Raw genomic sequence first — 13,646 nt, forward strand, 5'->3', positions numbered from 1 at the left:
AATCGAGGAATGGTGGAAACCTCGGCCCGGCTGCTGAAGCTGCTGTCATTGCTGCAACTGCGCCGCGAGTGGGCCAGCGCCGACCTCGCCGACCGGCTCGGCGTCGCCGTGCGCACCGTCCGCCGCGACGTCGACCGGCTGCGCACGCTGGGCTATCCGGTCGACGCCACGCCCGGCGTGTCCGGCGGCTACCGGCTCGGCTCCGGCGCGGCCATGCCGCCGCTGCTGCTCGACGACGAGGAGGCGGTAGCGGTCGCGGTCGGGCTGCGGACGGCCGCCGGCGGCTCCGTCACCGGCATCGAGGAGACGTCGGTGCGGGCGCTGGCGAAGTTGGAGCAGGTGCTTCCGACGCGGCTGCGGCACCGGGTGACGGCGCTGTCGGCGGCGACCGTGCCGCTGCCGGTGGCCGGGCCGTCGGTGGACTCGGACGTGCTGACGGCCATCGCGGCCACCGTCCGCGACCACGAGCGGCTCCGCTTCGACTACGTCGGCCACGACGGCGGCTCGTCACGGCGCGAGGTCGAGCCGCACCGGCTGGTCAACCGCGGCCGCCGCTGGTACCTCGTCGCCTGGGACGTCGGCCGGTCCGACTGGCGCACCTTCCGCGTCGACCGGATGACGCCGACGATCCCGACCGGTCCGCGGTTCGCACCGCGCCCCGACCCCGGCGGCGACGTCGCCGACTTCGTCAACCGCGGCCTGGACCTCGCGCTGTGGCGGTACCGCGCGACGCTGCGGCTGCACGCGCCGGCCGACGCCGTCGCCAGCAGGCTGCCGGCGACGATCACCGTCGAGCCGGAGAGCGAGCAGACCTGCGTCATCCACACCGGCGCCGACAGCTACGAGATGATCGCCGTCTACACCGCCATGCTCGACGTCGACTTCGACGTGCTCGACCCGCCGGAGTTCGCCGACCACCTGCGCCGCCAGGCCGCCCGCTACGTCCGCGCCGCGGACTCGGCCCCTGCCCCTGCCCCTGCCCCTGCCCCTGCCCCTGCCCCATGATCATGTTCATGGGTGGAGTCGTGGCACGGACCGATTGACGGCTGGCCAGGCTCGGCTGGAGACTCAAAGCGTGCCAACGACCGCGTCCGAGCCGAGTGAGGATCGAGCCGCCTTCTGGACAGCTGTGCAGGCGTCCATGGGCACGCCCGCAGCGCGCGAAGTGCTGAGGATGGACGAACGGCGGCTCGCGGCCACCCTCCCGGACGGGTTGGAACAGGAGGACTGGCCCGAGCTCCAGAACCCGTGACGCTGGGCTGAAATGCGGACGAGGGCGGCACCCCGGCTGGGGTACCGCCCTCGTACGGTGATGCTGGTCGTGCTAGGGAACGGCCGGACTCAGAAGTCCATGCCGCCCATGCCACCGCTGGGGTCGGCGGGAGCGGCCGGGGTCTTCTCCGGCTTGTCCGCGACGACGGCCTCGGTGGTGAGGAACAGACCGGCGATGGACGCGGCGTTCTGCAGCGCCGACCGGGTCACCTTGACCGGGTCGTTGATGCCCTCGGCCAGCATGTCCACGTACTCACCGGTGGCGGCGTTCAGGCCCTGACCAGCCGGCAGGCTGCGCACCTTCTCCGCCACGACCCCGCCCTCGAGACCGGCGTTGATCGCGATCTGCTTCAGCGGCGCCTCGACGGCCACCTTGACGATGTTGGCACCGGTGGCCTCGTCGCCCTCGAGCTCGAGCTTCTCGAACGCGGCCGCACCGGCCTGGATGAGCGCCACGCCGCCACCGGCGACGATGCCCTCCTCGACGGCCGCCTTCGCGTTGCGAACGGCGTCCTCGATGCGGTGCTTGCGCTCCTTCAGCTCGACCTCGGTCGCCGCGCCCGCCTTGATGACGGCCACGCCGCCGGCCAGCTTGGCCAGCCGCTCCTGCAGCTTCTCGCGGTCGTAGTCGGAGTCGGAGTTCTCGATCTCCGCCCGGATCTGCGACACGCGGCCGGCGATCTGCTCGGCGTCGCCCGCACCCTCGACGATCGTGGTCTCGTCCTTGGTGACGACGACCTTACGGGCCTGCCCGAGCAGGTCGAGGGTCGCGTTCTCCAGCTTGAGGCCGACGGTCTCGCTGATGACCTGGCCACCGGTGAGGATGGCGATGTCCTGCAGCATGGCCTTGCGGCGGTCGCCGAAGCCCGGCGCCTTGACGGCGGTGGACTTGAAGGTGCCACGGATCTTGTTGACCACCAGCGTGGCCAGAGCCTCGCCCTCGAGGTCCTCGGCGATGATCAGCAGCGGCTTGCCGCCCTGCATGACCTTCTCGAGCAGCGGCAGCAGGTCCTTGACGCTGGAGATCTTCGACTCGACCAGCAGCACGTAGGCGTCCTCGAGGGTCGCCTCCTGACGCTCCGGGTCGGTGACGAAGTAGCCCGAGATGTAGCCCTTGTCGAAGCGCATGCCCTCGGTGAGCTCGAGCTCCAGCCCGAAGGTGTTGCTCTCCTCGACGGTGATGACGCCTTCCTTGCCGACCTTGTCCATCGCCTCGGCGATGAGCTCGCCGATCTGCGAGTCGCCGGCCGAGATCGACGCGGTGGCGGCGATCTGCTCCTTGGTCTCGACCTCACGCGCCGTCGACAGCAGCTGCTCCGAGATGGCCTCGACGGCCCGCTCGATGCCCCGCTTCAGCGCGATCGGGTTCGCACCCGCCGCCACGTTGCGCAGGCCCTCACGGACCATCGCCTGGGCCAGCACGGTCGCCGTCGTCGTGCCGTCACCGGCGACGTCGTCGGTCTTCTTCGCGACCTCCTTGACGAGCTCGGCCCCGATCTTCTCCCACGGGTCCTCGAGCTCGATCTCCTTGGCGATCGACACACCGTCGTTGGTGATCGTGGGGGCGCCCCACTTCTTCTCCAGCACGACGTTACGGCCCTTCGGGCCAAGAGTGACCCTGACGGCGTCGGCAAGAGTGTTCATGCCACGCTCGAGGCCACGCCGCGCCTCTTCGTCAAAGGCAATGATCTTTGGCATGGGTTCCTGGTCCTCCCATAGCGGGTGGAAATCCGGCTCGACGCCCGCGACGGACGGCCGCCGGCTCCCGGCTCCTGTCACCGGGCTCCCACGGCCTCGCCGATCCGAAGTGCTGTCACTCTCACCTCGAGAGTGCTAACAACGTGTTTAGCACTCTGCCATGGAGAGTGCAAGCGCTGCCCTATACCCCGTATACTCCCGGGCTGTGAGTTCCGAACCGGCCGTCCGGCGCATCTCCCGGCGTGGCTTGGCCTGGCGACTCGGCGTCACCGGCGTGGCCCTGGTGATCCTGACCATGGGCCAGCTCCAGGACACCAACGACTACTTCCCGCTCGGCTCGCTGTCGCAATACGCCACGCCGCGCGACCTCGACGGCACCGTCCGCTCCGTCTACATGATGGCCGACACCGAGAGCGGCGAGCGGGTGCGGGTGCCGCTCAACCCGCAGGGCGTCGGCGTCGGCCGGGCCGACATCGAGTCCCAGCTGAACCGCATCGTCGACGATCCGTCGCTGCTGCAGGCCATCGCGAACTCCTGGTCCGAGCTGCACCCCGACGCCGACCCGTACGTCGCGCTCTACGTCATGCGCAGCACGTACCAGCTGGAGGACGGCATCCAGCAGGGCGAGCCGGAGATCGAGCAACTGACGTCGTGGGAGGTGGAGCGGTGAGCCGCGCACTCGACGCCGGGCGCGCCGTCGTCGGCTGGTGGACCCGGCCGGTCCCGCTGGCCCGGGTGGCCGTGCTGCGGGTCGCGATCTACCTGTTCGTGCTCTACGACATCTTCCGGCTCACCAACGACGTCATCCCGATGGCGCACGCGCCGGAGCTGTACTACCCGATGTGGGTCGGCCGGGTGCTGCCGCTGCCGGAGCCGTCGGTGCCGCTGGCGCAGACGCTGCAGATCGTCATCGTCGTCGGCTGCCTGGTCGCCGCGACCGGGTTCCTGCCCCGCGTCGCCGGCTGGATCGTCGCCATCGCGTACTTGCAGTGGATGGTGTTCAGCCAGGGCTACGGCTACGTCTCGCACGACCACCTGGCGCTGATGGTGGCGGTCGTCGTGCTGCCGACCATCGGCCGGGCCAAGTTCACCGACACCGACTCCAGCGAGTCGGCCGGCTGGGCGTTCCGCTGCATCCAGGTGTCGGTCATCGCGACCTACTTCGCGTCGGCCGTCGTCAAGTGGGTGCGCAGCGGCTCGCCGGCCACGTGGGCCAACGGCGCGGTCTTCATCTGGGCGATCATGCGGCGCGGCTCCGACCTCGTGCGCTGGACCACCGACTATCCGTGGCTGCTGATCGTCGCCCAGTGGGGCCTGATCATCATCGAGTTCCTGTCGCCCGTGGTGCTGTGGCTCAAGGGCAAGGCGCTGTACCTGGCGGTCGTCACGTTCGCCGGCTTCCACCTGATGACCTACCTGGCCCTCGGCATCCACTTCCTGCCGACGGTCATCTGCTGGCTGGCGTTCCTGCCGCTGGAGCGGCTGGTGCCGGTGGCGCAGCGGCTCAAGGCGCGAGTGACGGCACCCGGCCGATCCCGAACCGCGCGACCATGATCATCAACCTTTTGGGTTGCCCTGGCGACCAGGAAGGTTGATGATCATGGAACTGGCGCCCTGGCCTCGTCGCTCAGGGGGCGAGTGACGGCACCTGGCCGATCCCGAACCGCGCCTTGAGCGCCCGCTTGGCGGCGTTGAGGCCGCTCATGCCGTGCACCGCCGGGCCGGGCGGCGTCGACCCGGAGCAGAGGTAGACGCCTGGGACGGGGGTGGCGTACGGGTTCCAGGCCAGCGTGGGCCGGGAGAAGAGCTGCCAGAACGTCATGGCGCCGGCGGCGATGTCACCGTCGCGGTAGTTGGCGTTGTGGTCGGCCATCTTCGCCGCCGGGATGGTGTGCCGCTCGACGACGACGTCGCCGAAGCCGGGCGCGAACCGTTCGATCTGCGCCTGCACGACGTCGCCGACGTCGACGGTGGAGCCGGCCGGCACGTGGGTGTACGACCAGAACGGCCGCAGCCCGCCCACCTCTCGGGAGGGGTCGAACAGCGCCGGGTCGGAGGCGAGGATCATCGGCCGCTCGGCGTGCCGGCCGGCCTTGACGTCGGCCTCGGCCAGCGACATCTCCGCCAGCGTGCCGCCGACGTGGATGGTGCCGGCCCGGCGGACCTCCGGATGCGCCCACGGCACCGGGCCGGAGAGCACGAAGTCGACCTTGGCGGCCGCGTTGCCGGCCTTGAACCGGTCGATGGCGCGACGGTAGCGGGCCGGCAACTGCTCGCCGAGGATGCTGGCGAGGGTCCACGGGTTGGTGTCGAACAGGTACGCGCGCGCCTTCGGCAGCTGCGCCATCGAGGTGACCTCGACGCCACGCTGGACGCTGCCGCCGTGCGCCTCGAGGTCGGCCACCAGCGCGTCGATGATGGACTGGCTGCCGCCGACCGGCAGCGGCCAGCCCGGCGAGTGCGCCAGCGCGCCCAGCGAGAGCGCCGTGCCGGCCGCGGTGAGCGTGGGGATGGGTGTGATGGCGTGCGCCGCGACGCCCATCAGCAGCGCCGGCGCGATCTCGTCGGACCAGCGCAGCTTGCCCAGTCCGGTGCCCTGCTCGAGCATCGACAGTGCGAACTGGGCCGCCGTCAGCAGGTCGGGCGGCAGGCTGCGGCGGTCGGAGAGGGCCAGGTCGACGACGGCCGGCGCGTGCCGCACCAGCGGGCGCATGAGCCGCCGCCAGGCCCGGCCGTCGGGGCCCAGGCCCTCGACGGTGCGGTCGAGGTCGCGGTAGGCGATGCCCGCGCGCCCACCGTCGAGCGGCTGCGCGTAGGAGACCTCGGGGTAGTTCAGCTGGACGCCGCGCGCGACGAGGTCGAAGGCGCGGAAGAACGGCGACGCGGCGGCCATGGGGTGCACCGCCGAGCAGATGTCGTGGACGATGCCCGGCGCCAGGCCGAGATCGAGAGTGCGCGCGCCGCCGCCGACGGTGCGCTGCGCCTCGTAGACCCGGACCTCGAGACCGGCCCGGGCGAGCACCACCGCCGCCGCCAGCCCATTCGGGCCGGACCCGACGACGACGGCGTCGCACTGTTCGGACGCCTGCACGCCGTCATCCTACGACGGCGCTGACTCCGGCGTGGCGGGCGGTGTCATCCGGTCCTCGTACATCAGCCGGCCGCTCGGCGCGACCTGCACGGAGGCGTCGCGAAGCAGCAGATCGCGCAGTTCGTCGGCGCTCATCGCGTTGAGCTCGGCGACGTACTCGAGCTGGTCGCCCAGCGCGTCGACGGCGTCCTGGCCGCTCATCGCCTGCGGCAGCACGTCGCCTTGGGCCTGTGCGGCGGAGCCGTCGCCGGACGTCGGGGTGTCGGCCGGCGGCTGGGCGGACGGCACTGCGACGGAGCCGTCGTCGTCGCCGGAATCGCGGGTCAGCCAGACCGCGAGCACCACGGCCAGCGCCACCACGACGACGGCGGCCCCCACGGCGAACACGGTGCGGCGGCGTTGCTGCTGAGCGGTGTCAGACACGTCGGTTCCTCCTTCCTGAGTCTGACGCACGGGACGCGGCCGCGGTTTCGTGTGGGCGGCCCGGAACACGGACGGGGCCCGGGACCACGTGGTCCCGGGCCCCGTCGCAGGGGTTACTGACGTCAGCCGGTCACGCTCCGCCGGGTGCGCGCGTACAGCGCACCACCCAGGCCGAGCAGCAGCAGGCCGGCGGTCAGGACGAGCGGGTTCATCGACGCGCCGGTGTCGGGCAGGTCGTCGCCGTCCTCCGTGCCGCCGTCGCCGCCGTCCTCGGCGCCGTTGTCGCCGCCGTCCTCGGAGCCCTCGTCGTCACCCGCGACGTCGACGGTGAACGACACCGGCTCGGTCTGCGCCGAGGTGACGCCGTTGATCGTCTGGACCGCGGTGACGGTGCACTCACCGTTGGGGAGGTTCTGCTCGGGCGTGAACGTCCACGCGCCCTCGCCGTCGACCTCGGCCGTGCCGGCCCAGGTCTCCTCGCCGCAGGTGATGCTCAGCTCGACGGACGCGCCCGCCAGGCCCTCGCCGCTGAACGCCGGCGTGGCCGTGGTGGCGGTGTCGCCGTCGACCGGCCGCACGATGGTCGGCGGGTCGACCGCGACCACGAGCGTCACCGACGCGGTCTCCGGCACCTTGATGGTGCCGACCGTCTGCTGAGCCGTGATCGTCGACTCGCCGTAGGGCAGGTCGGCGGTCAGGACGATGCTCCAGGTGCCCTCGTCATCGGTGCTGCCCTCGCCGACGACCTCGTCGCCGACCGTGAGCGTCACCGTCGAGCCGGGCTCGGCCGAGCCGGTGATCTCCACCGGCGACGGCTGGACCTCCTCGCCGTCCTCCGGCGAGATGATCGTGATCGGCGCGGCCTCGAACGCGGCGGCCGTACCGGTCACCGAGTAGTTGCCCAGGCTGCCGTACTCGGCGTAGCCGGACCCGTTGCTCGGCGTGTTCGCCGCCGGGTCGCCCTGGCCCGCGCCGGTGACCCGCACGTAGTACAGGCCGGTCTCCAGCTCGGTCTCGATCTGAGCGTTGAGGCCGGAGGCCGTGCGGTCGGTGGGCGAGCTGCCGAGGTCGGTGGCCGTCTCGGGGTTGGCCTCGGCGACGAGGTCACCCGCGGAGTCGATCAGCTCGAGGTTGATGTCCAGGTTCGCGCCGACGCTGGCGCCCTCGGCCGAGATGGTGACCGGGCCACCACCGGTGACGAGCGAGAACACGTCGCGCTCACCGGACTGCGAGATGACGCCCGCCTCGGTGAACTCGCCGGAGCCGTTGTCGAGCGCGGTGGCGTCGTCGAGCACGTCAGCGTGGTCGTCGGCCGCGTACGCGGCCCGGCCGGCGTAGTAGAACTCCAGCGTCAGCTCCTCGCCGTACGGGGAGCACGGGTTGGCCTCATCCGGGCCCGGCTTGAACGCGAGGTCACCGGGCTGCGGGTTGTTCGGGTCCGCGGCGTCGGTGCAGAAGATGTCGTTCCACATGACGTCGCCGTCGAACGCCGCGAACGTCTGCAGCGTGGTGTCGGCGGTGATCTCGGCGAGGTCGTCCTGGGTGTTCGTGGCGCCGGCGTAGTCACCGGGCGACCACTGCGACAGCGGCGTCGACCACGGCGCGCCCATGATCGGGCCCCACAGCGAGGCGGGCTCGGCCAGGGTGTCACCGTAGTACTCGTCGCCGCCGATGCCGTCGTGCGCCAGGTTCAGCGTGTGACCGACCTCATGCGACACGATGTTGCCGACGTCGGGGGCGTTGCTGTCCCGCGCGATGGGCGCGAAGATCATGGCCGGCGACAGGAACTCGTTGCCGAACCCGCCCACCCAGGCCCGCCCGCTGGCCTGGTCGGCCGGAGCGATGTCCGTGGTGTCGGTGATGACGGCCGTCATGCCGTACTCGCCGTCGTCGTCGGACGTCTTGTAAAGCGCGTCGGCGCCCGGGTCAGTGGTGGTGACGTTGACGTCGAAGGGCGCGTAGTCCTCCGCCACCCGCGCCCACACCTGGTACACGTAGTCGGCGTCGGAGGCGGCCGCGTTGGCGGACAGCTCGAACACGTCCTCCTCGTACGACCGGTTCCACTCGGTGTTCTGCACCGTCGCGCCGTCGAAGTCGAGGTAGACGGTGAACGCCGCGCCCGGCTTCGAGCCGCCCGCGGGGTCACCCGGGACGTCGGCCGCAGGGGCCAGCTCGTCGGCGTGTCCGTCGGGAGCGTCGAAGCGGTCGGTGTACGACAGCGTGCCGCTGTCGCCCACCATGGCCTGTCCGGACTCGACCAGTTCCCGCACGGTGTCGAGGGCAAGCTCGGCTCGGTCGGCCGCGACCTCGAGAGAGCGCGCCACGACCTCGTCGGACTTGAGATCGACCAGGTCAGTCAGGTCATCAGAGGCGTTTGCCGGCACGGCGCCGGCGAACGCGAGTGCGCCCGTCCCGGTCACCGCCACCGCGGCCAGCAGCCGCCGTGTCATTGTGCGTTTCATTGGTTCATATCTCCTGAAGATTCAACGATTCTCAGGGCACATGCTCGCGGTACGTTAGCAGACCTGATTTTCCGATTCGACCCCTCTCGTCGTGATCAGCTCACGAGCACCGCGGGTCGGCGGTTAGGCTCTTGGGCATGCATCGCAAGGCGGACCGGGGGCGCCGCAAAGCCTCCCGCCGGAACACTCCGCAGCCGGCGCCCAAGCGCAACGTCGCCGCCCTCATAGCGGGCGGCGTCGGCGAGTTCATGCTCACCGCGGGCGCCGTCGTGCTGTTGTTCGTGGTCTACACGCTGTGGGGCACCGGCATCCAGACCGCCAACGCTCAGGACGACCTGCGCGACCAACTCGGGCTCGACTCCGGCGTGGTCGAGAAGGAGCCGATCCCACTCGACCAGCTCGAGGTCGGCGACGCCTACGGCATCATCCGCATCCCCCGCTTCGGCGACGACTGGGAGTGGGTCATCATCCAGGGCACCGAGGACTCCGACCTCAAGAACGGGCCCGGCCACTACCTCACGAGCGTCGACCCCGGCGAGGTCGGGAACTTCTCCATCGCCGCGCACCGTTCGGGACACGGCGAACCGTTCGCCCAGTTCCCCGAGTTGCAGGTCGGCGACATCATCGAGGTCGAGACCGCCACCGGCACGTACCTCTACGAACTGGACAGCGCGCCGAACGGCGACCCCGACGGCAACAAGATCGGCATCAGGGACAGCTGGGTGGTCGACCCCGTGCCGGGCGAAACCAAGGACACCGAGGCGACCGAGCGGCGCATCACGCTCACCACGTGCTGGCCGCGGTGGGGCTCGTCACACCGTATGTATGCGACCGGCATCCTGATCGGCGGAGAGGAAGTCTAGACAGATGTACGCCTGGATCTGGCGGCACCTGCCGGGACCGTGGCCCCTTCGGCTGCTCATCTACCTGGTCCTCATCGCCGCGCTCGTCTACGCGCTGTTCATTTGGATCTTCCCCTGGGCAGAGGACGTGTTCAACATCAGCGAGGTCACCGTCGGCTGACGGCGACCTCGCGGGCGGGTCGTCGACGGCGTCAGCCGCCGGCGACCGCCGGGATGACCGACACCTTGGCGCCCGCAGGCGTCGGCGTCTGCAGGCCGTCGGAGAAGCGCACGTCGTCCTCGTTCACGTAGACGTTGACGAAGCGGCGGATCTGGCCGGTGTCGTCGAGGACGCGTGCGCCGATGCCGGGATAGGCGACGTCGAGCGCACCCAGCACGTCGGCCAGGGTGGCGCCGTCGGCCACCTCGACGGTGACGTCGGACTCGCCCTTCGTGTACGTGCGCAGGATGGTCGGGACGCGTACGGCGACGCTCATGTTCAGCCTCCGTTGACGAGGCCGTGGAACGCCTCGGTAGTGGGTGCGATGGTGCCGGCGGGGCCGACCACGGACGAGACGGCGTCGAGCGTCTTGAGCCCGTCGCCGGTGTTGAAGATGACGGTCTCGGCGTCGGGGTCGAGCTGCCCCGCGCGCAGCAGCTTGGCCAGGACGGCGACGGTGACGCCGCCGGCGGTCTCGGCGAAGATGCCCTCGGTGCGGGCCAGCAGCCGGATGCCGTCGACCACCTCGTCGTCGCTGACGTCCTCGACGGCGCCGCCCGTGCGCCGCGCGACGTCGAGCACGTAGGGCCCGTCGGCGGGGTTGCCGATGGCCAGCGACTTCGCGATGGTGTCGGGCCGCACCGGCTTGACGATGTCGTGGCCCGCCTTGAACGCCGTCGCCACCGGGGAGCAGCCCGTGGCCTGCGCACCGAAGATGGCCGGCGCGTCGCCCTCGACCAGGCCGAGCTGGACCAGCTCGCGGAACGCCTTGTCGACCTTCGTCAACTGGGAGCCGCTGGCCACCGGGATGACGACCTGCTTCGGCAGCCGCCAGCCCAGTTGCTCGGTGGTCTCGTAGCCGAGCGTCTTGGAGCCCTCGGCGTAGTACGGCCGCACGTTGACGTTCACGAACGCCCAGTCGTCGTGCTCGCCGGCCAGCTCGGAGGCGAGCCGGTTGACGTCGTCGTAGTTGCCCTCGACGGCGACCAGCGTGGTGCCGTAGACGGCGCTCGTCACGATCTTCGGCAGCTCGAGGTTGCTCGGGATGAACACGTAGCTGGTGATGCCGGCCCGCGCCGCCGCCGCGGCCACCGCGTTCGCGAGATTGCCCGTCGACGGGCAGGCCAGGACCTTGAAGCCCAGCTCGCGCGCGGCCGCCAGTGCGACCGCCACCACGCGGTCCTTGAACGAGTGCGTGGGGTTGGCGGCGTCGTTCTTGATCCAGAGGCGCTTCAGGCCCAGCTCACGGGCCAGGTTGTCGGCGCGGATCAGCGGGGTGAAGCCCGGGTCGGTGTTGGGGATCTCGGTGACGGTCTCGGGGACCGGGAGGAGGTCGCGGTAGCGCCAGATGGAGCGGGGGCCGCTCTCGATGCGCTCGCGGGTGATCGAGCCGAAGTCATAGGCCACTTCCAGCGGCCCGAAACACTCCATGCAGGCGTAATAGGGGCCCAGCTCGACGGTGGTGCCGCACTCACGACATGAGAGATGCGTGGCGCGCCCCAGGGAGGTGGTTCCGGTGACGGTCATGCTGCTGCGGATCCCTTCTCATCTCTCCCGCCCTGCTGGCGGGCCGGAATTGGCACCGTCGTCGCGCTGATCGACGCGGACGGTTGCCGGAGCTTCGACGGGCCGGTCCCTCGGCTCCTCTGGATGAGGACAATTGGTTGTCACCATACGTGTCAGTTTTGGATCCAGGCAGCTGGCATCCACGATGTGAGACGGTTTTGTATCGCATCGTGGATGCTTGTCATGCCTCGGCGGGGAGCCCGGCCCGCCCGGACGAGGTACTCACGGATGGCGATCCGTGCCTCCTCCTCGGGCGACCGGCCCGTCCGAGCCGCGAGGCGGCGCAGCAGCTCGGTCTCCTCTTCGGTGAACGTGATCGAGAACTCCACGGCTCCATGCTGGCAGGGGGAGGTCGGAGTCTCCAGCCGATGTCAGTCGAGGGCGGCGAGCTCGCGCAGTAGCGCCTGCACCCCGGGAGGGCCGAGGACGACGACGTCGGCCGCGTCGCGCAGCTCGGCCGACGCCTCCTCGGCGTCCGAGCACACCACCAGCCCGACGAGGTCCGTCGAGGCCGCGAGGTCGCGCACCGCCGCGACCGCGGGCAGGTCGCCGAGGTCGTCGCCGGCGTAGAGGACGGCGGTGGCGCCGGTCTCGGCGACCAGCGACCGGATCGCCACGCCCTTGTCGACGCCCACCGGGCGCAGCTCCAGCACGAACCGTCCGGGCGTCACCTGCAGCCCCGCCTCGGCGGCGACAGCGTCGGCGTGCGGACGCAGCTCGGCCAGCGCCGCCGCGGGGTCGGGCGCGGACCGGGTGTGCAGCGCGACGGAGTGGTGCTTGTCCTCGACGGTGACGCCGGGCCGGGCGGCGGCCAGCTCGGCCACCCGCCGCCGGGCGAGGTCGACGCCGTCGTCGCTGGCGGGCGTGGTCAGGGCGCCGGCGGACCAGCGTTGCAGGCCGTAGTGTCCGAGCACCACCAAGCCGGGCACGTCGGCGAGTCCGCCCAGCCGGACGGCGTCGGCGGCGGGCCGGCCGGTCACCACGGCGACCTGGGCGACCCGGGCGGCGACGGCGGTCAGGACGCCGGCGGTGCCGGGCAGCGCGACCGCCCGCGCCGGGTCGGGCACGATCGGCGACAGGACGCCGTCGAAGTCGAGCGCGACGAGGGTTCGGTCCAGCCGGCCGGACAACCGCCGCAGCTCGGCCGTCACTGCGAGTCGACCTCGTCGAGGTAGTCGTCGACCAGCACGATGACCAGCCGGGTGTCGTTGAACGGCTCGACGGTCGGCATGACGCGCCCGATCTCCGGGAACTGCGCCACCAGCGCGTCGGCCGCCTCCTCCATGCCCTCGGGCACGTAGACCGTGGTCTCCGGGACCTCGCCGGTGAATCCGCTCATCGCGGCGACCTCCCAGCCGCCCTCCTGGAATCGCTCGCTGGCCCGTTCCTCGAGCCCGTCCTCGCTGGTCTGGTTCAGCACGCCGAGCGGCTCCATGACCTCGGGGTCGGCGGTGACCGGCCCGGTCGGCTCTTCCGGCGGCGGCTCGGTGGCCGGGGGCTCGGTGGCCGGCGGTTCCGTGGGCGGCGGCTCGGTGGCCGGCGGTTCCTCGACGGTCTCGCCCGCCGCGGCATCGTCGTCGGCGGAGTTGTCGCCGGTGTCGTCGCCGAAGTACCAGAGCAGCGCCAGCACGACCGCCACGGTGCCGGCGAGCGCGACGAGCGACGGCCAGAGCCGCTGGAGTCGGTCACTCATCGTCACAGGATCAGGAGCGTACGCCACGTGGTGCGACGGATGCCACGTACCAGGGTGTGTCTCCGCCTCTGGCTTCCTTGATCAAGATCAGCGACACTGTCGTATGGACTCACGCGGACGCTCATGCCTCCGCAGCGAGCGGGCGTCCCGACTGCGTGCGCAGCCGCCGCGAGCGCTGCCGCCGCAACCGGCGCACCAGCAGGGGGTCGTGCGCCAGCGCCTCGGGGCGATCGATCAACGCGTTCAGCACCTGGTAGTAGCGCGTGGCAGACATTCCCAACTCGCTGCGCACGGCTTGTTCCTTGGCGCCTGGGTACTTCCACCAGCGGTGCTCGAAGTCGAGGATCTCGCGCTCGTGGATGTCCATAGCAGCCATCGT

General features: G+C 70.9%; 15 protein-coding genes and 1 riboswitch. Of the genes, 5 read left to right on the forward strand and 10 right to left on the reverse strand.

The window, feature by feature from the left end; all coding sequences use genetic code 11:
* Positions 1-9 precede the first annotated feature (9 nt).
* A complete protein-coding gene (locus tag ACW62_RS13785; RefSeq protein WP_053204689.1) occupies positions 10-1,005 on the forward strand; it encodes a helix-turn-helix transcriptional regulator in 996 nt (331 codons plus the stop codon).
* Positions 1,006-1,341: 336 nt separating this feature from the next.
* Here ACW62_RS13785 and groL read toward each other — a convergent pair whose 3' ends face one another.
* Positions 1,342-2,970: a chaperonin GroEL gene (gene groL / locus ACW62_RS13790; RefSeq protein WP_053204690.1), complete on the reverse strand. Its 1,629-nt coding sequence runs from the start codon at positions 2,968-2,970 to the stop codon at positions 1,342-1,344.
* A 205-nt stretch (positions 2,971-3,175) separates the two neighbouring features.
* Between groL and ACW62_RS13795 the strand changes: the two genes are divergently transcribed.
* Both ACW62_RS13795 and ACW62_RS13800 read left to right on the forward strand, forming a co-directional pair.
* A complete protein-coding gene (locus ACW62_RS13795; protein WP_157574740.1) occupies positions 3,176-3,640 on the forward strand; it encodes a hypothetical protein in 465 nt (154 codons plus the stop codon).
* The gene (locus ACW62_RS13800) at positions 3,637-4,524 is read left to right on the forward strand and encodes a hypothetical protein (RefSeq protein ID WP_205629334.1); all 888 of its coding nucleotides are present in this window, start codon (positions 3,637-3,639) and stop codon (positions 4,522-4,524) included. Before ACW62_RS13795 ends, ACW62_RS13800 begins: the two co-directional genes overlap by 4 nt.
* A gap of 73 nt (positions 4,525-4,597) precedes the next feature.
* Here the strand turns inward: ACW62_RS13800 and ACW62_RS13805 are convergent, their stop codons facing one another.
* The 3 genes from ACW62_RS13805 to ACW62_RS13815 form a co-directional block, all read right to left on the reverse strand.
* The gene (locus tag ACW62_RS13805; RefSeq protein ID WP_053204693.1) at positions 4,598-6,061 is read right to left on the reverse strand and encodes a phytoene desaturase family protein; all 1,464 of its coding nucleotides are present in this window, start codon (positions 6,059-6,061) and stop codon (positions 4,598-4,600) included.
* A gap of 9 nt (positions 6,062-6,070) precedes the next feature.
* Entirely contained in the window at positions 6,071-6,484 is a 414-nt protein-coding gene (locus tag ACW62_RS13810) for a hypothetical protein (RefSeq protein WP_157574741.1), read from the reverse strand.
* 122 nt (positions 6,485-6,606) lie between these two features.
* Positions 6,607-8,946: an Ig-like domain-containing protein gene (locus tag ACW62_RS13815; protein ID WP_157574742.1), complete on the reverse strand. Its 2,340-nt coding sequence runs from the start codon at positions 8,944-8,946 to the stop codon at positions 6,607-6,609.
* 137 nt (positions 8,947-9,083) lie between these two features.
* Between ACW62_RS13815 and ACW62_RS13820 the strand changes: the two genes are divergently transcribed.
* Both ACW62_RS13820 and ACW62_RS34745 read left to right on the forward strand, forming a co-directional pair.
* A complete protein-coding gene (locus tag ACW62_RS13820; protein ID WP_053204696.1) occupies positions 9,084-9,809 on the forward strand; it encodes a class E sortase in 726 nt (241 codons plus the stop codon).
* Positions 9,810-9,813: 4 nt separating this feature from the next.
* A complete protein-coding gene (locus ACW62_RS34745; protein ID WP_169792054.1) occupies positions 9,814-9,969 on the forward strand; it encodes a hypothetical protein in 156 nt (51 codons plus the stop codon).
* 31 nt (positions 9,970-10,000) lie between these two features.
* Here the strand turns inward: ACW62_RS34745 and ACW62_RS13825 are convergent, their stop codons facing one another.
* The 6 genes from ACW62_RS13825 to ACW62_RS13850 form a co-directional block, all read right to left on the reverse strand.
* Positions 10,001-10,285, reverse strand: a complete 285-nt coding sequence (locus ACW62_RS13825) for a ubiquitin-like small modifier protein 1 (RefSeq protein WP_053204697.1) — start codon at positions 10,283-10,285, stop codon at positions 10,001-10,003.
* Positions 10,286-10,287: 2 nt separating this feature from the next.
* Positions 10,288-11,535 (reverse strand): threonine synthase, encoded by a 1,248-nt coding sequence (thrC, locus tag ACW62_RS13830; protein WP_053204698.1) that lies wholly within the window; start codon positions 11,533-11,535, stop codon positions 10,288-10,290.
* Positions 11,536-11,550: 15 nt separating this feature from the next.
* Positions 11,551-11,665: riboswitch (SAM riboswitch) on the reverse strand.
* 22 nt (positions 11,666-11,687) lie between these two features.
* Complete coding sequence (locus ACW62_RS13835; RefSeq protein WP_053204699.1) at positions 11,688-11,903, reverse strand: ribbon-helix-helix protein, CopG family; 216 nt, start codon at positions 11,901-11,903, stop codon at positions 11,688-11,690.
* A 42-nt stretch (positions 11,904-11,945) separates the two neighbouring features.
* Positions 11,946-12,725: a trehalose-phosphatase gene (otsB, locus tag ACW62_RS13840; RefSeq protein WP_205629335.1), complete on the reverse strand. Its 780-nt coding sequence runs from the start codon at positions 12,723-12,725 to the stop codon at positions 11,946-11,948.
* A complete protein-coding gene (locus ACW62_RS13845) occupies positions 12,722-13,267 on the reverse strand; it encodes a LytR C-terminal domain-containing protein (RefSeq protein WP_053204700.1) in 546 nt (181 codons plus the stop codon). The genes otsB and ACW62_RS13845 overlap by 4 nt, the downstream gene beginning before the upstream one ends.
* A 121-nt stretch (positions 13,268-13,388) precedes the next feature.
* The gene (locus ACW62_RS13850) at positions 13,389-13,643 is read right to left on the reverse strand and encodes a DUF3263 domain-containing protein (protein WP_053204701.1); all 255 of its coding nucleotides are present in this window, start codon (positions 13,641-13,643) and stop codon (positions 13,389-13,391) included.
* Positions 13,644-13,646 lie beyond the last annotated feature (3 nt).

Origin of the sequence: Jiangella muralis, from assembly GCF_001270745.1 — a bacterium.
Classification (GTDB): Bacteria; Actinomycetota; Actinomycetes; order Jiangellales; family Jiangellaceae; genus Jiangella; species Jiangella muralis.